General features: G+C 70.5%; 22 protein-coding genes. 19 read left to right on the forward strand and 3 right to left on the reverse strand.

Translation table 11 applies throughout. The annotated features are described in order from the left end of the window. The first annotated feature begins 45 nt into the window (after positions 1-45). From ACGF4C_RS09805 to ACGF4C_RS09875, 15 genes are all read left to right on the forward strand, one after another. Positions 46-1095 (forward strand): hydrogenase expression protein HypE, encoded by a 1050-nt coding sequence (locus ACGF4C_RS09805; RefSeq protein WP_030417211.1) that lies wholly within the window; start codon positions 46-48, stop codon positions 1093-1095. 144 nt (positions 1096-1239) lie between these two features. Continuing rightward, complete coding sequence (locus ACGF4C_RS09810; protein WP_393564824.1) at positions 1240-3027, forward strand: nickel-dependent hydrogenase large subunit; 1788 nt, start codon at positions 1240-1242, stop codon at positions 3025-3027. A gap of 8 nt (positions 3028-3035) precedes the next feature. After that, positions 3036-3569 (forward strand): NifU family protein, encoded by a 534-nt coding sequence (locus ACGF4C_RS09815; protein ID WP_393564826.1) that lies wholly within the window; start codon positions 3036-3038, stop codon positions 3567-3569. Further along, positions 3566-4204 (forward strand): DUF5947 family protein, encoded by a 639-nt coding sequence (locus tag ACGF4C_RS09820; RefSeq protein WP_393564828.1) that lies wholly within the window; start codon positions 3566-3568, stop codon positions 4202-4204. Before ACGF4C_RS09815 ends, ACGF4C_RS09820 begins: the two co-directional genes overlap by 4 nt. Before the next feature lie 18 nt (positions 4205-4222). Beyond that, on the forward strand, positions 4223-4432 hold the full coding sequence (locus tag ACGF4C_RS09825; protein ID WP_030801082.1) for a hypothetical protein: 210 nt from the start codon (positions 4223-4225) through the stop codon (positions 4430-4432). Continuing rightward, a complete protein-coding gene (locus ACGF4C_RS09830) occupies positions 4429-5163 on the forward strand; it encodes a DUF6084 family protein (RefSeq protein WP_393564830.1) in 735 nt (244 codons plus the stop codon). Before ACGF4C_RS09825 ends, ACGF4C_RS09830 begins: the two co-directional genes overlap by 4 nt. Then, positions 5151-6212, forward strand: coding sequence for a hypothetical protein (locus ACGF4C_RS09835; RefSeq protein WP_393564832.1), 1062 nt, complete (start codon positions 5151-5153; stop codon positions 6210-6212). Before ACGF4C_RS09830 ends, ACGF4C_RS09835 begins: the two co-directional genes overlap by 13 nt. Next, positions 6209-6994: a hypothetical protein gene (locus ACGF4C_RS09840; protein ID WP_393564834.1), complete on the forward strand. Its 786-nt coding sequence runs from the start codon at positions 6209-6211 to the stop codon at positions 6992-6994. The genes ACGF4C_RS09835 and ACGF4C_RS09840 overlap by 4 nt, the downstream gene beginning before the upstream one ends. Next, positions 6991-7122 carry a DUF6893 family small protein gene (locus tag ACGF4C_RS09845; RefSeq protein WP_267881503.1) on the forward strand — a complete coding sequence of 44 codons (132 nt, stop codon included), beginning with the start codon at positions 6991-6993 and terminating at the stop codon, positions 7120-7122. Before ACGF4C_RS09840 ends, ACGF4C_RS09845 begins: the two co-directional genes overlap by 4 nt. Positions 7123-7147: 25 nt before the next feature. Beyond that, a complete protein-coding gene (locus ACGF4C_RS09850) occupies positions 7148-7687 on the forward strand; it encodes a ferritin-like domain-containing protein (protein WP_393564836.1) in 540 nt (179 codons plus the stop codon). 3 nt (positions 7688-7690) lie between these two features. Continuing rightward, the gene (locus ACGF4C_RS09855; RefSeq protein WP_393564838.1) at positions 7691-8260 is read left to right on the forward strand and encodes a hemerythrin domain-containing protein; all 570 of its coding nucleotides are present in this window, start codon (positions 7691-7693) and stop codon (positions 8258-8260) included. Continuing rightward, positions 8244-8666, forward strand: coding sequence for a DUF4383 domain-containing protein (locus ACGF4C_RS09860; protein WP_393564840.1), 423 nt, complete (start codon positions 8244-8246; stop codon positions 8664-8666). The genes ACGF4C_RS09855 and ACGF4C_RS09860 overlap by 17 nt, the downstream gene beginning before the upstream one ends. A 137-nt stretch (positions 8667-8803) precedes the next feature. Then, complete coding sequence (locus ACGF4C_RS09865; protein ID WP_393564842.1) at positions 8804-9220, forward strand: phage holin family protein; 417 nt, start codon at positions 8804-8806, stop codon at positions 9218-9220. 141 nt (positions 9221-9361) lie between these two features. Then, positions 9362-11014 carry a cytochrome bc complex cytochrome b subunit gene (locus ACGF4C_RS09870; protein WP_393564844.1) on the forward strand — a complete coding sequence of 551 codons (1653 nt, stop codon included), beginning with the start codon at positions 9362-9364 and terminating at the stop codon, positions 11012-11014. Positions 11015-11023: 9 nt separating this feature from the next. Continuing rightward, on the forward strand, positions 11024-12055 hold the full coding sequence (locus tag ACGF4C_RS09875) for an NAD-dependent epimerase/dehydratase family protein (RefSeq protein WP_393564846.1): 1032 nt from the start codon (positions 11024-11026) through the stop codon (positions 12053-12055). Between the two features lie 25 nt (positions 12056-12080). Here ACGF4C_RS09875 and ACGF4C_RS09880 read toward each other — a convergent pair whose 3' ends face one another. Together ACGF4C_RS09880 and ctaD are read right to left on the reverse strand one after the other, a co-directional pair. Next, positions 12081-12470 (reverse strand): cytochrome c oxidase subunit 4, encoded by a 390-nt coding sequence (locus ACGF4C_RS09880; RefSeq protein WP_030415623.1) that lies wholly within the window; start codon positions 12468-12470, stop codon positions 12081-12083. Further along, positions 12467-14185: a cytochrome c oxidase subunit I gene (gene ctaD / locus ACGF4C_RS09885; RefSeq protein WP_393564848.1), complete on the reverse strand. Its 1719-nt coding sequence runs from the start codon at positions 14183-14185 to the stop codon at positions 12467-12469. Before ctaD ends, ACGF4C_RS09880 begins: the two co-directional genes overlap by 4 nt. 320 nt (positions 14186-14505) lie before the next feature. Here ctaD and ACGF4C_RS09890 point away from each other — a divergent pair, with 320 nt between their 5' ends. The 4 genes from ACGF4C_RS09890 to ACGF4C_RS09905 all read left to right on the forward strand — a co-directional run bounded on the left by ACGF4C_RS09890 (position 14506) and on the right by ACGF4C_RS09905 (position 17722). Continuing rightward, a complete protein-coding gene (locus ACGF4C_RS09890; protein WP_393564849.1) occupies positions 14506-15261 on the forward strand; it encodes a 2OG-Fe(II) oxygenase in 756 nt (251 codons plus the stop codon). Further along, entirely contained in the window at positions 15258-15800 is a 543-nt protein-coding gene (locus ACGF4C_RS09895) for an ABC transporter substrate-binding protein (protein ID WP_393564851.1), read from the forward strand. Before ACGF4C_RS09890 ends, ACGF4C_RS09895 begins: the two co-directional genes overlap by 4 nt. 115 nt (positions 15801-15915) lie before the next feature. Next, positions 15916-16842, forward strand: coding sequence for a hypothetical protein (locus ACGF4C_RS09900; protein WP_393564852.1), 927 nt, complete (start codon positions 15916-15918; stop codon positions 16840-16842). A 127-nt stretch (positions 16843-16969) separates the two neighbouring features. Next, on the forward strand, positions 16970-17722 hold the full coding sequence (locus tag ACGF4C_RS09905) for a class I SAM-dependent DNA methyltransferase (protein ID WP_393564854.1): 753 nt from the start codon (positions 16970-16972) through the stop codon (positions 17720-17722). 42 nt (positions 17723-17764) lie between these two features. Here ACGF4C_RS09905 and ACGF4C_RS09910 read toward each other — a convergent pair whose 3' ends face one another. Next, positions 17765-18244, reverse strand: a complete 480-nt coding sequence (locus ACGF4C_RS09910) for an SRPBCC family protein (RefSeq protein ID WP_393564856.1) — start codon at positions 18242-18244, stop codon at positions 17765-17767. Between the last annotated feature and the right edge of the window lie 116 nt (positions 18245-18360).

The following is an 18360-nucleotide window of genomic DNA, read 5'->3' on the forward strand; positions in this document are numbered from 1 at the left end:
TGGGAGTCCGCCGGTCGGCCCCGGTGGCAGCCGAAGGGACGAACCATGGGCTTTGAACCGATGACGCCGGGTCTGGACGAGGTGCACATCTTGTGGACCTCGGAGGGCATGAGCTGCGACGGGGACACGGTTTCGGTCACCGCGGCGACGCTGCCCAGCCTGGAGGACGTGGTTCTCGGCGCGATTCCCGGGCTGCCGAAGGTGCATCTGCACAACAAGGTGCTGGCCTACGAGACCGGCGACGATTTCATGGCGGCCTTTCACCAGGCGGCCCGCGATGAGCTCGGACCGTTCATCTTTGTCGTCGAAGGCTCCATTCCCAACGAGAACATCAATGGTGACGGCTATTGGTCGGCCATGGGCAATGATCCGGAGACGGGCGAGCCCATCACGGTGAACGAGTGGATCGACCGGCTGGCCCCCAAGGCGTGGGCGGTCGTGGCCATCGGCACCTGTGCGACGTACGGCGGCATCCATGCGATGGCGGGTAACCCGACCGGGTGCATGGGGCTGGCCGACTATCTGGGATGGGATTTCCGGTCGGCCGGCGGCTTGCCCATTGTGAACGTCCCGGGTTGCCCCGTTCAGCCGGACAATTTCATGGAGACCCTGCTGTGGGTCCTGCACCAGGCCGCCGGGCTCGCTCCGCCCATTCCGCTGGACGAGCAGCTCCGGCCGACCTGGCTGTTCGGCAAGACCGTGCACGAGGGGTGCGACCGGGGCTCGTATTACGAGCAGGGGGATTTCGCGAAGGACTACAACTCACCCAAGTGCCAGGTGAAGGTGGGTTGTTGGGGGCCGGTGGTCAACTGCAACGTCACCAAACGCGGCTGGATGGACGGGGTGGGCGGCTGTCCCAACGTGGGCGGCATCTGCATCGGCTGCACGATGCCGGGGTTCCCGGACAAATTCATGCCGTTCATGGACGAGCCGCCCGGTGGCACGGTGTCCTCCGCCCTGATGGGCGTGTACGGGCCGTTCATCCGCACCCTGCGTTCCCTCACCAATATCACCGCCAACAAAGAGCCCAAGTGGCGCCATAACGAGGATGCGCTGACCAGCGGTTACGACCCGCACTGGACCGGGCGTAAATAGATTCCCGCACGCCCCCACCCGCAACATCGCCCAGCACGCCCCGCACGCTCGCCCGCGCACGATGACCACGACGCCCAGCACACCCCCCGCGCCCCAAGCCCCCAAGCCACCCCGCCCACCCCGCCATCCGCGAGAGGAAACCCCGTGGCGACCGTTCAGAACAGCGATGCGGAGCGACGCGAACTCACCGAGGTCGCCTTCGACCCCATTACCCGCATCATCGGAAACCTCGGTATCTACACCAAAATCGACTTCGCGGCACGGAAAGTCGTGGAATGCCGCAGCACTTCCTCGCTCTTCCGTGGCTACAGCGTGTTCATGAAGGGCAAGGATCCGCGCGACGCGCATTTCATCACCAGCCGGATCTGCGGCATCTGCGGTGACAACCACGCCACCTGCTCGCTCTACGCCCAGCAGATGGCCTACGGCGTCAAGCCGCCCCCGCTCGCGGACTGGATCATCAACCTGGGCGAAGCCGCCGAGTTCATGTTCGACCACACGATTTTCCAGGACAACATGGTGTTCGTCGACTTCTGCGAACGCATGGTGAAGGAGACCAACCCCGGGGTCCTGGAGCGGGCCGAACGCACCCCGGCCCCGCACGCCGACGTCCACGGCCACAAGACCATCGCCGACATCATGCGCGCCTTCAACCCCTTCGAGGGGCAGACGTACAAAGAGGCGCTCCAGATGAGCCGGCTGACCCGGGAGATGTGCTGCCTGATGGAGGGCCAGCACGTCCACCCCTCGACGCTGTACCCGGGCGGTGTGGGCACCGTCGCCACCCCTCAGGTCTTCACCGACTACCTGGTGCGGCTGACCCGCTGTCTGGACTTCGTCAAACGCGCGGTGGCCATGAACGACGACGTCTTCGACTTCTGGTACGAGGCGCTGCCCGGCTACGAGGAGGTGGGCCGCCGCCGCACGATGCTGGCCTGCTGGGGCTGCTTCCAGGACCCCGAGGTGGTCGACTACGACTACCGGACCATGAACACCTGGGGGAACGCGATGTTCGTGACCCCCGGCATCGTCGTGGACAACGAACTAATCACCACCGACCTCGTCGACATCAACCTCGGCATGCGCATCCTGCTCGGCAGTTCCTACTACCAGGACTGGACGGGCGAGGAGACGTACGTCGACCGGGACCCGCTCGGCAACCCCGTCGACCAGCGCCATCCGTGGAACCAGACCACCGTGCCGAAGCCGCAGAAGCGGGACCTCGACGGCGGCAACTACAGCTGGGTGATGAGCCCCCGCTGGTTCGACAAACGAACCGGCGACCACCTGGCGCTCGACACCGGAGGCGGACCGATCGCCCGTCTGTGGGCCACGGCGCTCGCCGGCAAGGTCCGTACGCCCTACGTGCGCTCGACCGGCCACAGCGTGGAGATCGACCTCCCGCAGACGCCCAACAGCCCGGAGGTCAGGCTGGAATGGACGCCTCCGCCGTTCCCCAACACCATCGAGCGCGACCGGGCCCGGATGTACTTCGTGGCCTACGCCGCCGGGATGGCGCTGTACTTCGTCGAGCGGGCCCTGGACGAGGTCCGGGCCGGCCGCACCAAGGTCTTCGAGGACTTCAACGTCCCCAAGGAGGCCATCGGGGTCGGCTTCCATGAGGCCGTACGGGGCGTGCTCTCGCACCACTTGGTGATCCGGGACAAGAAGATCGCCAACTACCACCCGTATCCGCCGACCCCGTGGAACGCCAGCCCCCGCGACTCCTACGGCACGCCCGGCCCGTACGAGGACGCGGTGCAGGGACTGCAGATCTTCGAGGAGAACGGGCGGGAGGACTTCAAGGGCATCGACATCATGCGGACGGTCCGCAGCTTCGACCCGTGTCTGCCGTGCGGCGTCCACATGTACCTCGGTGACGGCCGGACCCTGACGCAGAGTCACTCACCGACCTTCGGCCACCGGGCGTGAGGAGTGTCATGACCTGGGACGACCGGCAGGCGCGGGACCACGTGGTCCGCACCGAGACGCTGCTGACCTCGCTCTCCGCGCTGTCCGACCCCGCCGCGCGGGACCGGGCGACCGAGGCCGCCCAGGCACTCGTCGCGCTCTACGGGGAATGCCTGGCCCGGGTCATGGCGCTGGCCGGCGCGGACACCGCCCGGGCCGTCGCGGACGACGAACTCGTCGGCCACCTGCTGCTCGTGCACGGGCTGCACCCGGAACCGGCCGAGGCCCGCATCCGCACGGCCCTGGCCGGTCTGCGCGGCCTGGGCGAAGCCGAACTCGTGGCGGTGGAAGGGGCGTCGGCCCGGGTCCGGGTACGGGCCCGGGGCTGCGGGTCCTCCGGGGAGACGCTGCGTACGGCGGTGCAGGAGGCGGTGGCCTGGGCCGCGCCGGAGATCGAGCGGGTGGAGATCGAGGAGGCGGCCGCGGCGGCCGTCGAGCCCCCGCTGATCCCCGTGGAGGCGCTGTCGCGCGGCGGTACCCGGACGGGTGGGGCGCGCTCATGAGCACCGTGGTCTCCACCGCCTCGGCGTTGCGGGACCTGGCCCGCCGCCCGCTGCCGGAGCCGCGGGACGACGACCGGTGCGAGCTGTGCGCGGAGCCCGTTCCGGCGGAGCACCGTCATCTGCTGGACACCACGGCGGACACCCTGCTGTGCACCTGCCGGGCGTGCGCGCTGCTCTTCGACACCGACCGGCACAGCGGCGGCCGCCGGCCCTACCTGCTGATTTCCGAACGCAGGCGACGGCTGGACGGCATGCGGCTCGATGCGCAGCAGTGGGCCGCTCTGCGGGTGCCGGTCGGGCTCGCGTTCTTCCTGCGCGGCGGCCCGCCCGACGACGAGATCACCGCCGGCTATCCCGGCCCGATGGGCGTGGTCCGCGCCCCCGTGGACCGCAGGGTGTGGGCCGGCATCGAGGCCGGTCGGCCGGCCCTCACCACCCTCGTTCCGCGTACCGAGGCGCTGCTGGTCAACCGGGCCGGCGGAAGTCAGGAGCACTGGATCGTGCCGCTGGACGACTGCTACCGGCTCGCCGCCCTGTTGCGCACCCACTGGAGCGGACTGGCCGGCGGGGACGAGGTGTGGCAGCACGTGCGGCAGTTCTTCGACCACCTCGCCCCCGTCGATCCGGACGCCTAACAGGAACCGAGGAGAGCCATGGCTGACATCACCGTCGGAAAGCGACAGGTACGACCGGACTTCACCGCCCACGTCCCCGGAGTGCGCCGGGGCAACCACGAGGGCCACTACAAGCGGCAGCCCGGTCACCTCCCCTACGGCAGGTCGACCTCGCGCCGGTCCACCGGGGTGCATCCGAAGACCAAGAACCCCATCCTGCCCGGCATGCCCAACCTGTCCCCGGCATGACCGGCAGCACCCAAGTGAGCGGCGGGCGGGCGGTGAGCGGGGCGGAAGCGCACCGTGGGCTGCCCGACCTGTCGTTCGCGGTGACCGGGGTGAGCGCCCTGCCGCACGCCGCGGTGCCCACCCTCGTCCTCACGCTGGCCGTCGCCCGCACCGGCGGTGGCCCGATCCGGTCCCTCACGCTGTCCACCACCGTCCGGATCGATGCCGCGCGCCGGAGCTACGCGCCCGCGCAAGCGCTCGCCCTGGCCCAGCTGTTCGGGCAGCCCGACCAATGGGCCACGAGCATGCAGCCGTTGTCCTGGGCGCAGGTCACGTCCGTGGTGCCGCCCTTCGACGAGCGGACCGAGATCGACCTCGCGATCCCGTGCGGCGGCGACGCCGGGCTCGCCGTCGTCACCTATCTGCGTGCCGTGCGCGACGGCGAGGTCCCCCTGGACCTCCTCTTCCGCGGCACCGTCTTCCACACGGACCCCGGCGGGCGGCTGGCCACGGCTCAGATCCCCTGGGACAAGGAGGCCGCCTGCCGGCTGCCCGCGGAACTCTGGCACGACCTCATCAGCCGCTACTACGGCGCCACTTCCTGGCTGCGCCTGTCCCCCGGGACCCACGACAGGCTCAGCGCCTACCAGATGTCACACGGCCTGACCGACGCCGAGCAGGCCGTCAGCGCCCTCCTGGACACCGCCCTGCCCCGGCCCGCACAGACCACGGAAGCGACATGGATCCCCTAGCCTCGGTCGAGAAGATCGCGCGCACCTGCCTGTACGAGGGCTACCTGTTGTGGCCCTACCGGCGGTCGGCGCTCAAGAACACCAAGCGCTGGACGTTCGGCGGCGTCTACCCGAAGGGTGAGGCGGAAGCCCTCGGCGAGCCGGCCCGGATGCGCACCGAGACGCTCCTGGAGACCGCCCCCGGCACCTCCGTCACGATCCGCCTGCGGTTCCTGCAGGTCGTCGAGCGGCAGGTCTACCGACGGGACGACGGGGAGCACCGGCCGGTCGACACCCTCACCGTCGCCGGCGAGACCCACCTCACCTGGCACGAGGCCGCGGAACGCGAATGGGTGCTGCCCGCCTGGTCGCCCTCCCACGGGCGCACCCTCGACGTCGTCGACCTGCCGGACGGCGCGCACGAGGAGCCGCTGCGCGACGAGCACGGGCGGGCCGTCTGCCTGCTCGTACGCCGTTGGAAGCGGCTGCACGGCACCGTGGAGGTCGACGCGCAGCCAGGGCCGGGCAACGGGCCGCAGGACACCGTCCGTCTGGCGGTCACCTTCACCAACACCACCCCGTGTCCCCCGCACACCGGTGAGCCGCGGGAGGGCCGCGACAAGCTCGCCCCGTATGCGTTCGTCTCCACCCACACCGTGCTCACCGCCCACGACGGCAGCTTCGTCTCCCTCGCCGACCCGCCGGCAGAACTGGTGGAGACGGCGGGCGGCTGCCGCAACGAGGGCACCTGGCCGGTGCTGATCGGCGACGGGCCCGAAGCGGACCGCGACCCCCACCGGTCCCCCACGGTCCTCTCGTCGCCCGTCACCCTCTCCGATTTTCCCGCGGTCGCGCCGGAGAGCCCCGGCGACCTCTTCGACGGCGGCGAGATCGACCACCTCCTCATCCTCAACGTGCTGAGCCTGACTCCCGCGGAACAGCGGGAGGCCCGCGCCACCGATCCCCGGGCCCGGGAGATCCTCGATCGCTGTGCCGCGCTGTCCCCCGAGGACCTGCTCGCCCTGCGCGGCACGATCCGGAGCCGTCGGACGATCAAGGAAGACGCATGACCGCGCCCCGCCCTGCCGGACGGCCGGGGCCCCTGCGGCCGGGGAGCCGGGTGCGGCTGCGCCCCGGCCGCCGCAGCGACATCTTCGACCTGGCCCTGGCCGGCCGGCTGGCCGAGGTCGACGCCGTCGAAGAGGACTCCGAGGGGCAGACTCATCTCGTCGTCACCCTGGTGGACGACGAGGGCCGCGACTTTCCCACCGGGCTGGGGCACCGTTTCTTCTTCGCACCGGAGGAGGTCGAGCCGGTCGGCGGGCCCGCAGGCGGTTCGCGCGTCCTCGTCGCCGCCACCGGCGACTCCTTCGCCGCCGACGACGCCTTCGGCTCCGCGCTCCTCACCGCCCTGGGCGAGCTCCCGCTGCCCGACGAGGTGCACCTCGTCGACTTCGGGATCCGCGGCGCCGATCTGACACACCGCCTCCTGGCCGGCTACGGATCGGCGGTCGTGGTGGGTACGGCGTCGCTCGGCAGGCCGGCCGGCACCCTGGACCTCATCGAGTACGGCGGCGCCATGGCGGCCGGTGGAACTGCCGGCGCGGCGGAGTCGGCCGGGCCGTTTCGCCGGCTGGCCGCCGCCGAGCGCCTGGCCCGCGCCCGGCAGACGCCTCTCCCCCGGTTCTTCGTCCTGACCTGTGAGCCTTCCCCGTCCCGGAACGGGCAGGCGGTGGAGGAGGCCGTGGCACTGCTGGCAGATCTCCTCGGCAGCCTGTGCAGCGGACCGGCTTCCCCCAGCAATCCCGTCACCCACAGGAATCCCGTCACGCATAGGGAGAACACGCCATGAAGAACGGCATCTTCATTCCCGCGATCGCGGTGCGCATCACCGTCGGCGTCCTGGCCGCCGCCGCGCTGACCGCCCTCGCCTTCAGCGCGCCCGACGCGGTGCGCTACCTCAAGATGGAAATGATGTGAGAAACCAGCCGAGGACGGTGCGCCGATGAGCGAGAAAACGGCAGAGGACCAGTACCTGCGTCACCTCAAGGAAACCCGCTCCCTGGAGCGGCTGATCGACACCGCCCTGGGTTCCCTCATCGCCTCGACCCACGCACCGGAACTCAAGAAACCGCTGGCGGCCCACCGTGAGGTGACCCGCCGGCACATCACCGCACTCGGCAGCCGGCTGCACGCGTACGACGAACAGCCGTCGACCGTGAAGGACCTGACCCTGCGGCTCGTCGGGACCGGCTATGCGCTGCTCGCCCGGACCCGGCGCGACCATGCCGGAAAGCACGCCCGGGACGCCTACACCCTCATCCACCTGCTGCTCGCGGGGTACGAGATGCTGCACCACCTCGCGGTGCGCAACGGTGACGAACAGACCGCGCGACTGCTGGAACAGCACATCGCCGAGGAGCGGGCGGCCGCCGCGCTGATCGACACCAAGTGGGACCTGGTGGCCGACCTTTCCCTGCGCCACGCCGGCGTCATGGCCGCGCCGCCGGTGAAGCCTCCCCACACGTACGCGAAGGAACGCTGACCGATGGGAGCCGCGCCGGACGTCATCGAGGAACTCACCGCCGATCACCGCGCGGTACAGCGGCTGTTCGACCGTATCCGCGCCGCCGAACCGGGAAGTGCCGCCCGCAAGGCCCTCGTCGAGCAGGTGTCCGCGGCCCTGGTCCGGCACTCCGTCGCGGAGAAGGAGCACCTGTACCCGGCCGTACGGGACCATGTGGCGCACGGGCGGCGGTGGGCCGAGAAGGAGTTGTCCGACCACGAGCGCATCGAGGAGCTGCTGCACGATCTGGAGCGGCGGGAGGCGCAGGACGAGGACTTCACCGCCCTGGTCCTGGCCCTGTCGACCCGGGTGACCAGCCACATCCTCGACGAGGAACAGCGGCTCTTCCCCCGGCTGCAGGCCACCTGCCCCGCGGACACCCGGCGGGAGCTCGGTGAGAAGGTCCGGCGGGCGAGGAACAGCGCCCCGACCCACCCCCGGCCCAACGCACCGGACTCCGCCCTGGCCACCCGCGCGATGAGCCCCGGCCTCGGCCTGCTGGACGGCGTACGGGACTTCCTCACCCGGCGGGGCCGTGCCCGGCGCTCCTGACCGGGCGGCCACGCTGGTGGGTGCGCTCTTCCTGGTGGTGGGGGTGCTGGGCTTTGTCCCGGGTGTCACGACGCACTACGACCAGATGTCCTTCGCCGATCCGCACGGCGCCGGCAGCCTGTTCGGGCTGTTCGCCGTTTCCATGCTGCACAACCTGGTCCATGTGGTCTTCGGGCTGCTCGGTCTGGCCGTCGGCCGGCGGGCGCCCCGGTACGCGAAGCCGTATCTGGTCGGCGGCGGATTGGTCTACCTGGCGCTGTGGGTGTACGGCCTGGCCATCCACCGGGCCACGCCCTGGAACTTCCTGACGCTGAACGGACCGGACAACTGGCTCCATCTGCTGCTCGGTTTCGGCATGGTGGCCCTCGGTGTTCTTCTCGCGCCGCGGAACAAGCCCGGTCGGTGACCGGCGCCCGGACGGCCATGCGCCGGAAAGCGGCGCGCCAGGCGGGTGGCGGCGGCGCCCGGCCCGTTTGGCCGTGCCGTGGCGGTGTTACGGCTAGGCGGTGCGCTCGTGGTGTGCGTCGAGAAAGGGCTCGTGTGATGACCGAGCAGCATCCGGACCAAGACGGTGGTGTGCCCGATCCGCCGGACCCCGCGGGCAGGTTCTCCGAGGCTGCGGGACGGTTGTCCGAGGAGGTGGCCACCCTGGTCCGGGCGGAGCTCGATCGGGCGAGGATGGAGCTGACCGAAACGGCCCGCGAGACGGGCCTGGGCTCCCTGGCCCTGACCGCCGGTGCTGTCTGTGCCTTGCTGGCCCTGCTGTCGGCCCATGAGGCCGTGCTGCGCGCGGCGGAACGCCACTGGCCGCCGCCGCAGCGGGCCGCCACCGTCGTGGGGCTCGGCTACGCCTCGGGCGCCGCGGCGTTCGCCTCCTTCGGCTGCTGGAGGCTGCGGAAGGCCCGCGCCGCCTCGCGCGAGGCGCTGGCGCACATGGTCCCCGACCGGACGGCCGACTGAGCCCGTACGCCGGGGCGCGCCGGTGGCGGCCGTCGGGCCGGGGCCCGGTTGGCTCCGCGCGGGACGGGTACCCGGGTCCGTGCTCGTCGGTGCGGCGCCCGGCCCAGGGAGGCACCCCTAGGGGCGAAGAGGGAGTGGAGCATGCTGTTCCAGAAGCGGAAGGCCCGGCTCGCGGCGCAGACCCGCGAGGCGGCCGTCACCAGCTACAGCGCGCTGGACCGCCGGGCCCCGGTCTCGGAACTGGCGAAGGAGCTGCTGCGCAAGGCCTTCCCGGACCACTGGTCCTTCCTCCTGGGCGAAATCGCCCTGTACAGCCTCGTGGTGCTGGTGCTGACCGGAAGCTATCTGACGCTGTATTTCGAACCCAGCATGAGCCAGAGCACGTACCACGGTGCGTTCCACCCGCTGGACGGGCTCGTGGTGACGGACGCCTACGCGTCGACCCTGGACATCAGTTTCGATGTCCGGGGCGGGCTGCTGATCCGGCAGATGCACCACTGGGCGGCCCTGGTCTTCGTGGCCGCGCTGGGCGTCCACATGCTGCGGGTGTTCTTCACCGGGGCCTTCCGCCGCCCCCGTGAATTCAACTGGATGATCGGGGTGACGCTCTTCCTGCTCGCCCTGCTGGAGGGATTCGCCGGCTATTCCCTCCCCGACGACCTGCTGTCCGGGACGGGGCTGCGCACCGCGAACACCATCGTGCTGTCCATTCCCGTCGTCGGGACGTACCTGAGCTATTTCCTGTGGGGCGGGTCGTTCCCCGGCCACATCCTGATCTCCCGGCTGTACACCGTGCATGTGCTGTTCGTGCCCGGGATCCTGATCGCCCTGCTCGGTGCGCATCTGGTGATGGTCGTCTATCTGAAACACACTCAGTGGTCGGCCCGGGGGAAGACGAACCGGAACGCCGTCGGGCAGCCGATGTTCCCGCAGTTCACCGCCAAGTCGACCGGTCTGTTCCTGATGGTCTCCGGGGTGGTGGCCTGGCTGGGGGCGGTCGCCCAGATCAACCCGGTGTGGGACTACGGCCCCTACGTGGCGGACCAGGCGTCCACCGATGCCCAGCCGGACTGGTACGTGGGCTTCCTCGAAGGCGCGTTGCGGCTGATGCCCCCGTGGGAGACCAATGTGGCGGGGCACACCATCATGTGGAACGTCTTCCTCCCGGCGGTGGTGCTGCCCGGTGTGCTCTTCCTCGTGCTCTACCTCTACCCGTACTTCGAGAAGTGGGTGACGGGTGACCTGATGGAGCATCACCTCTGTGACCGGCCGCGCGACCGCCCCACCCGTACGGGCCTGGGGGTCGCCGCGATCGTCTTCTACGCCGTGTTGCTGGTGGCCGGCGGCAATGACGTGGTCGCCGCGGTCTTCGAGGTGTCGGTCGAGGCGCTGACCTGGATCTTCCGCATCGCGGTGATCGTCGGCCCGATCCTCGCGTTCCTGATCACCAAACGCTTCTGCCTGGCCCTGCAGGCCCATGACCGTGAGCTGCTGGAGGAGGGCGAGGAGACCGGTCAGATCAGCCAGAACGTCTACGGCGGGATCGGCGAGAGCCACCGTCCGCTCGGTACCGAGCAGCGGTACCGCCTGCTGGTGAGGGACGTTCCGGCGCCGCTGGAGCATCCGGGCGAGCGGGCACCGCGACGGCAGCGGCTGCGCGCCGCGCTGAGCGCCTGGTACTACCGCGACCGGGTCGACATGCCGGCCACCGCCGAGGAGCGCCTGCAGATCTCCGGAAGGACGATGGACCCGGTGGCCGGCGCGGGCCACGCGGGCGAGGAAGAAACCCCCTAGGAGGAACCGATGGCTGTCGACTCTCCCGGGGACGCCGCGGGACTGCGCGTCGTGGTCGTCGGTGCGACCGGCAACGTGGGCACGAGCGTGGTACGGGCGCTCGGCGCCGAGCCTGCCGTCGAGTCGGTGCTGGGGCTGGCGCGGCGCCGGCCGCAGTGGTCCCCCGGCAAGACGACGTGGGCCGCCGTGGACGTCACCGACGACGACCTGACCGGGCACTTCGCCGGCGCCGATGCGGTGGTCCACCTCGCCTGGCTGTTCCAGCCCACCCGCGATCCGGTCAGCACCTGGCGGAACAACGTACTGGGCAGCATCCGGGTCTTCCAGGCGGCGGCCGCGGCCGGGGTCGGAGCGCTGGTGTACGCCTCGTCGGTCGGCGCCTACTCGCCCGGCCCCAAGGACCGGCAGGTCGACGAGTCCTGGCCCACGCACGGCTGGCCGGATGCCGCCTACTGCCGCGAGAAGGCCTATCTGGAGCGCTTCCTCGACGGCTTCGCGTCCGCGCATCCCGGCATCCGGGTCGTACGGCTGCGGCCGGGCTTCATCTTCCAGCGGGCCGCGGCCTGCGCGCAGAGCAGACTGTTCGCGGGCTTCACTCCGCCGCGCGCCCTGGCCGCCAAGCGGCTCTTCCCCGTCGTGCCCGACCTGCCCGGTCTGCGGTTCCAGGTGCTGCACGCCGACGACGTCGCCGACGCCTACCGGCTGGCCGTCCTGCGGCCGGTCTCCGGAGCGTTCAACCTGGCCGCCGGTCCGGTGGTCGACGCCGCGCTGCTGGGCGACCTCCTGGGAGCCCGCGTCGTGCGGCTGCCGGCCGGACCGCCGCGTGCGCTGCTGTCGGCTGCCTGGCATCTGCGCCTGCTGCCGACCTCACCGCACCTCTTCGACGCCGTGCTGCGGCTGCCCTTGATGGACACCGCCCGGGCCCGGCAGGAGCTGGGCTGGACTCCCCGGTACAGCGCCCAGGACGCCCTCGAGGACTTCCTGCGCGGCCTACGGGAACACGCCGGCCTGCCCACCGTGCCGCTACGGCCGCCCCGATGAGGCGAGGAACGCCCGGCGGGCCCGCTCAGTCATCGCGGCGGGCGAATTCGAAGACCATGCCGAAGACGGCGGACACGGTGACGCCGACCCCGATGAGGAGCAGCCACACCGCGTAGACCATGCCGAGGGCGAGCAGTGCCGCACCCAGCGCGACCACGATCGGATAGCCGCTGTGCGGCGGGAAGAAATCCAGTGGACCGCTGCGCTCCTGGATCTCGGATTCCTGCCGGTCCTCCGGCCGTTCGCCCTTGCGGCGGTAGTTCATGGCGCAGAAGAACGAGATGACGACCGCCATGAAACAGGACACCGTGAGTGCGGCAATGCCGGCCGGTTCCCGGGCGAACCAGATGTACACCGCGTCGGTGAGCAGGAAGAAAAGGGCCACCCCCGCGAAGAGATACGCCTCGGCTTTCATTTCTGCTCGTCTCCCAAGGGGTCCGGGGTCGGTTCGGACGTGCCGCGTTCACCCGGGGCGAGTTCGAGGTACTGGGGGTGATGGAGGTCGAAGGCGGGCGAGTCGGAGCGGATCCGGGGCAGCGCCACGAAGTTGTGGCGGGGCGGCGGACAGGAAGTGGCCCATTCCAGCGACCGTCCGAATCCCCACGGGTCGTCGGACTCCACCTTGGGCGCGTACTTCGCGGTTTTCCAGACGTTGTAGAGGAAGGGCAGGGTCGACAGGCCCAGCAGGAACGCACCGACCGAGGAGATGGTGTTCAGCAGGGTGAAGCCGTCGGCGGCGAGATAGTCGGCGTACCGACGCGGCATGCCCATCTCGCCGAGCCAGTGGTGGACGAGGAAGGTGGTCTGGAAGCCGACGAACAACGTCCAGAAGTGAATCTTCCCCAGCCGTTCGTCGAGCATCCGGCCGGTCCACTTCGGCCACCAGAAATAGAAGCCGCCGAACATCGCGAAGACGATCGTGCCGAACAGCACATAATGCAGATGCGCGACGATGAAGTACGTATCGGTGACCTGGAAGTCCATGGGCGGTGAGGCGATCAGAACGCCGCTGAGACCCCCGAGGAGAAAGGTCACCATGAATCCTACGGCCCAGAGCATCGGCGTCTCGAACGACAGGCTGCCCCGCCACATCGTCCCGATCCAGTTGAAGAACTTCACCCCGGTCGGTGCCGCGATCAGGAAGGACATCAGGGAGAAGAACGGCAGCAGCACCGCGCCCGTGGCGAACATGTGGTGCGCCCACACCGTGGCGGACAGCATGGTGATGGCGATCGTCGCGCCGACCATGCCGACGTATCCGAAGACCGGTTTGCGGCTGAAGACGGGCACGATCTCGGTCACCACGCCGAAGAACGGCAGCGCGACGATATAGACCTCGGGGTGGCCGAAGAACCAGAAAAGGTGCTGCCACAGCAGCGCCCCGCCATTGGCCGCGTCATAGACGTGCGCACCCAGCCTGCGGTCGGCCAGCAGAGCCAGGAGTGCGGCGGTGAGCACGGGAAAGGCGAGCAGCGCCAGGATGGAGGTGAAAAGGATGTTCCACGTGAAGATCGGCATCCGGAACATCGTCATTCCGGGGGCGCGCAGCGTGATGATGGTGGCGATGAAATTGACCGAACCGAGGGTGGTGCTGAGACCGGCGACGACCAGGCCCGCCGCCCACAGGTCGCCGCCGGCACCCGGCGAGAACACCTCGCTGTTCAGCGGCGCGTAGGCGAACCATCCGAAGGGTGCCGCACCGCCCGGCACGACGAAACCCGACACCACCATCAGCCCGCCGAAGAGGAAGAGCCAGTACGTCAGGGCATTGAGCCGGGGAAAGGCGACATCGGGGGCGCCGATCTGCAGGGGCATGACGGCATTGGCGAATCCGGCGAACGTCGGGGTCGCGAAGAGCAGCATCATGACCGTGCCGTGAATGGTGAACAGCTGGTTGTACTGCTGATTGCTGACGATCTGCATGCCCGGTCTGGCCAGCTCCGCACGCATCAGCATCGCCAGAATGCCGGCCAACAGGAAGAACCCGAAGGACGTGACGAGATACATGTTGCCGATCACCTTGTGATCGGTGGTCGTCACGTACTTCCGGATCCGGCTGCCCGCCCTGACGCGCGGATTCTGGGAGGCGTCCAGCGGCTCCCGCCGCCGGTCGTGGTCCAGCTGCGACATCGCCCCTCCGAGGAACTGGCGGCCGGCGGCGGGTTCCGGCCCATCACCGCGCCTCACTGTGTAGCCGCAACCGTTGGCCGCCAAACCTGCTTTCGACCATCCAGACCCGCGCGCGAGGACCCGTCGCAGGTCCTCCCGATATCACGTCCGAATACCGCCGGCCCCGGTGCGGCGCACCTCGCAGACTTGCCTTTGGAAGAGGAATCCGATGACGACGCATCTGCATCTCCAGGAGGGCGCCACCCGGGCAGCCACCTGAATCCCAGTGCCTGAGCGACGCAGGCCACGCAAGCGACGCACCCGCAACGAAGGACCCCACCATGACCCCCGCCATGCCCCTTACCAAGACCGACGCCGCCCGACCGGACGGCAGCCTCACCGCACGGGTCGACGCCGCCGACTGGAACGCCCTCACCGACGAGGTCAACGAGTACGGCAGCGCGCTGACCGGGCCACTGCTCACCCCCGGCCAGTGCCATGAGATCGCCGCCCTGTACGACGACGCCGAACGCTTCCGGACCACCGTCGACATGGCCCGCCACCGCTTCGGCTCCGGCCAGTACCGCTACTTCACCCACGACCTGCCGGACGCCGTCCGGGAACTGCGCGAGGCGTTCTACCCGCACCTGCTGCCGATCGCCCGCGACTGGGCCGGCAAGCTCGGGCGGAGCGCCCCGTGGCCGGACGACCTGGAGCGGTGGCTGGCGGAATGCCACCGGGCCGGGCAAGCCAAGTCGGCCCAGCTCCTGCTGCGTTACGGCGCGGGCGACTGGAACGCGCTGCACCGCGATGTGTTCGGCGAGATGGTCTTCCCGCTCCAGGTCGTCATCGGCCTCGACGCACCCGGTGTCGATTTCACCGGCGGCGAGTTCCTGATGACCGAACAGCGGCCCCGCGCCCAGTCCCGCGGATCGTCCACCACGCTCCCCCAGGGCCACGCACTGGTCTTCACCACCCGCGACCGGCCGGTGGCCGCCCGCCGCGGCTGGTCCGTCGGACCCATGCGGCACGGCGTGAGCACGGTCCGCTCCGGGGTGCGACGGACGCTCGGCCTCGTCTTCCACGACGCGTCATGAACGGGCCCGCCACCGGCCCCCAGCCGTATAGCGAGGGCTTGCCCGCCCGGCACACCGAGGCGGAGCTGGCCGCCCTGATCGGGCTGCTGACCGCGCACCGCTCGCGGATCCGGTCCGTCGCCGTCGGTCACGGCCGGGACGGGCATTCCCGCGCCGCCGCGCAGGCGTTCACCGCGGCCTGGCAGACGCTCGGCAAGGACGTCCTCGCGGTCGTCGACTGGCCCGAGGACGCGGCCTCGTGGCTGCGCCCCGCCCGGCGGCTTACCGCCCAGACGCCGGACGCCTGGGTGCTGGCCGGCGCACCGGCCGGCGTCGCCCACCTGGTCCGGCGCCTGCGCCGCTCCACCGACTGGGACCCCACCCGCACCGTCGGCTTCGCCTCCCTCGGCACGCCCCGGCTCGTCGAACTCGCCGGCGCCGACACCGTCCACGGGCTGCGCGGCGCAGCGCGGGACGGCGGCACCTGGGAGCTGCGCCGGGGCTGGACCACCCACTATGCGCCGGTGGCGACGGCAACGGCAACGGCCGATTGTCAGTGATCGACGTGGGTCAGGCAGAGCGTGGTGCCCCCGAGCCTGCCGCCCCTCTCCTCGTACTGGGTGAACGTCCCGTCGGCGCGGAACCGCCGGGCCCGCCTCCGCGTGATCACGAAGTATGGTCCGGAAGCTTGCCGCAGGGCGCCTCTTCGCCCACCTCGCAGCCGTCGCGTGCGTCGGCTGTGTGCTGACCGCTGTCCAGTTCCAGGCGGTGCTGATCGCGCTCTTCGCCGGCAGCACCGCGGTGCTCGTGGCCGTCCTGGTCGGCGGGCCGGTGCTGGGCATGACGTCGCTCGCCGCGCTCGCCACCTCCGTCCGCTCGTTCGTGCCGCTCACCCGCCGGGCGCGCGGACGGTGGGTCTGGGCGGCGGGTGTGTACGCCTGCGGCACGGCGGGGGCGGTGGCAGCCGTCGCGGCGAACGTGCGCGACGACGGCTTGCACAACACCATGCTGCTGCATCCCTGGGGCGGCCTCTGGTACGCGCTGGGCGCCGCCTTCTTCCTCCCGGGCGCCTGGGCCCGGCCGGCCACGCTCGCCGCCGCGGCCCTCCTCGCGGCCGGCGGCTCGTACCTCGCCTGGCAGGCCGCCCAGCCGCCCACGCTCACCGAGTGGCTCACCGCCAACGGCGTCGACCGCGCCCTGCTGCGGGTCGGTGACCCCCCTTCCGGATACGCGCTGGAAGACGTCGGAGCGAGCGAGAGTTCCTTCGGCGCGACCTACGCACGCCCCGGCGCCCCGGACCTGCACCTCTCCGTGGAGCGGATCGGGCACGACACCCGGCGTTCCGATGCGCGCGGCTGTCCCGTCCCGTTCGGCGAAGCGATCCACTGCTCGGACGACGGGGACGGCCGCCAACTGGTCGTCCACGAGGGCGACTACAAGCGGCGGGAGCTGCGGTTGCGCCGCAACGGGCTGGTCCACACGGTGACCGTCCAGGGCAGCGGCCGCACCGGCCTGTCCGGGGCCCGGCAGCTGCTGACGACCCTCAGGCCGGCGACCGATGCCGAGCTCACCCCGCTCCTCGACCGGCCGATGCGCGACTGACGCCGGTGCGATCTCGCACCGGTCCGGGACCGAGTCGGAGTCCGAGTCCGAGGCCGGGGCCAGGTCCCGGCCCGGCCCGGCCACCGAAAACGAAGAGCGTGCGGAAGCGGCTCCGCGGTACGGTCGCATGGTGGATGAACTGGACGATAAGGACGGGTATTTCGGAGAGCAGGTCGCCGCCAGGTACGACGCATCCTCGGGGGACATGTTCGCCCCGGACGTCGTGGCCGAGACGGTCGACGTGCTGGCGGGGCTGGCCGGTGAAGGCCGGGCCCTTGAGCTGGGCATCGGGACGGGGCGGATCGCCCTGCCGCTGGCGCGCCGCGGGGTGCCGGTGCACGGTATCGACATGTCACGGGCGATGGTCGCGCGGCTGCGGGACAAGCCGGGCGCCGAGGCGATCGACGTGACGATCGGCGACTTCGCGACGACGCGCGTACCGGGGACGTTCTCCCTCGCGTATCTCGTGTTCAACACGATCATGAATCTGACGACCCAGGCGGAACAGGTGGCGTGCTTCCGCAACGTCGCGGCCCACCTCGCACCGGGCGGCTGTTTCGTCATCGAGGTCGGCGTTCCGGAGCTGAGACGGCTGCCACCCGGCCAGAACGCCGTGCCCTTCAAGGTGAGCCCGACCAGCTGGGCCTTCGATCTCTACGACGTCGCCACTCAGGCCATGAGCTCGAACTACGTCGATGTCGTCGACGGCCGCGGGGAGTACCGGTCGATCCCGTTCCGGTACGTCTGGCCCTCGGAGCTCGATCTGATGGCTCAACTGGCGGGGCTGCGGCTGCGCGAGCGGTGGGACGGCTGGGGGAAGGGGCCCTTCACGAGCGAGAGCGACCGGCACGTCTCCGTATGGGAGAAGCCCGCCGACTGACCGGGGCCCGCCGACCGACCGCGCGCTTCCCGCCGGGGAGCGCTACCTGGCCCCCGCCTCGCCCCCTCCCTGGTCGGCGTCCTCTCCCTGGTCGGCGTCTTCCGCCACTTTGGCCAGGTTGGCGAGCATGCGGCGGTGGCGCAGCTGGAGCAGCATGTCGACGCCGGCATTGTGCAGCCGTCCGCTCGGGCCGGTCAGCGGGTGCTCGTCGGCGATGACCACGGTGTGCTCGCCCCAGGGGCGCAGTTCCAGGGCGATGCGTGCGGTGCCGAGCCGGCCGCTGTCGATCTCCAGCTCGAGCCGTCGCGGTGGCTCGCTGCACCGGACGATGGTCTGGCCGTCGAGTGCCCACGGGCCCAGCCGGAACGTGTAGGCAAGGGCGGAGCCGAGCTGCGGCCAGTTGTCGTCCTTCGGGCGCGAGTGGACCGTTCCCACCACCCAGTCCTGGTAGCGCGAGCCGTCCGCCAGGACGGCCCATACCGTCTCCCGCCGGGTCCTGATCAGCTGGTGTCGTAGTGCCATGGGCACGCCACCGCCTCACCGTGTGCCTTGGCGTTCAGCCTAGGGCGCTGCGCCGTGGTTGGCAGGTGCAGGAATACCCTCCCCCGGGCGGCACACGGTCGGTGAACGTGCCGATG

Source organism: Streptomyces sp. NPDC048197 (genome assembly GCF_043202395.1).
In the GTDB taxonomy this organism is placed as follows: domain Bacteria; phylum Actinomycetota; class Actinomycetes; order Streptomycetales; family Streptomycetaceae; genus Streptomyces; species Streptomyces siderophoricus.

Bases quoted from the DNA above. Each gene is read 5' to 3' on its own strand.
- ACGF4C_RS09910 (WP_393564856.1), bottom strand. From the start codon at position 18,244: ATGGCACTACGACACCAGCTGATCAGGACCCGGCGGGAGACGGTATGG.
- ACGF4C_RS09855 (WP_393564838.1), top strand. From the start codon at position 7,691: ATGGGAGCCGCGCCGGACGTCATCGAGGAACTCACCGCCGATCACCGC.
- ACGF4C_RS09870 (WP_393564844.1), top strand. From the start codon at position 9,362: ATGCTGTTCCAGAAGCGGAAGGCCCGGCTCGCGGCGCAGACCCGCGAG.
- ACGF4C_RS09815 (WP_393564826.1), top strand. From the start codon at position 3,036: ATGACCTGGGACGACCGGCAGGCGCGGGACCACGTGGTCCGCACCGAG.
- ACGF4C_RS09900 (WP_393564852.1), top strand. From the start codon at position 15,916: ATGGTCCGGAAGCTTGCCGCAGGGCGCCTCTTCGCCCACCTCGCAGCC.
- ACGF4C_RS09875 (WP_393564846.1), top strand. From the start codon at position 11,024: ATGGCTGTCGACTCTCCCGGGGACGCCGCGGGACTGCGCGTCGTGGTC.
- ACGF4C_RS09890 (WP_393564849.1), top strand. From the start codon at position 14,506: ATGACCCCCGCCATGCCCCTTACCAAGACCGACGCCGCCCGACCGGAC.
- ACGF4C_RS09805 (WP_030417211.1), top strand. From the start codon at position 46: ATGGGCTTTGAACCGATGACGCCGGGTCTGGACGAGGTGCACATCTTG.
- ACGF4C_RS09830 (WP_393564830.1), top strand. From the start codon at position 4,429: ATGACCGGCAGCACCCAAGTGAGCGGCGGGCGGGCGGTGAGCGGGGCG.
- ACGF4C_RS09905 (WP_393564854.1), top strand. From the start codon at position 16,970: ATGGTGGATGAACTGGACGATAAGGACGGGTATTTCGGAGAGCAGGTC.
- ACGF4C_RS09850 (WP_393564836.1), top strand. From the start codon at position 7,148: ATGAGCGAGAAAACGGCAGAGGACCAGTACCTGCGTCACCTCAAGGAA.
- ACGF4C_RS09880 (WP_030415623.1), bottom strand. From the start codon at position 12,470: ATGAAAGCCGAGGCGTATCTCTTCGCGGGGGTGGCCCTTTTCTTCCTG.
- ACGF4C_RS09825 (WP_030801082.1), top strand. From the start codon at position 4,223: ATGGCTGACATCACCGTCGGAAAGCGACAGGTACGACCGGACTTCACC.
- ACGF4C_RS09895 (WP_393564851.1), top strand. From the start codon at position 15,258: ATGAACGGGCCCGCCACCGGCCCCCAGCCGTATAGCGAGGGCTTGCCC.
- ACGF4C_RS09865 (WP_393564842.1), top strand. From the start codon at position 8,804: ATGACCGAGCAGCATCCGGACCAAGACGGTGGTGTGCCCGATCCGCCG.
- ctaD (WP_393564848.1), bottom strand. From the start codon at position 14,185: ATGTCGCAGCTGGACCACGACCGGCGGCGGGAGCCGCTGGACGCCTCC.
- ACGF4C_RS09845 (WP_267881503.1), top strand. From the start codon at position 6,991: ATGAAGAACGGCATCTTCATTCCCGCGATCGCGGTGCGCATCACCGTC.
- ACGF4C_RS09820 (WP_393564828.1), top strand. From the start codon at position 3,566: ATGAGCACCGTGGTCTCCACCGCCTCGGCGTTGCGGGACCTGGCCCGC.
- ACGF4C_RS09835 (WP_393564832.1), top strand. From the start codon at position 5,151: ATGGATCCCCTAGCCTCGGTCGAGAAGATCGCGCGCACCTGCCTGTAC.
- ACGF4C_RS09840 (WP_393564834.1), top strand. From the start codon at position 6,209: ATGACCGCGCCCCGCCCTGCCGGACGGCCGGGGCCCCTGCGGCCGGGG.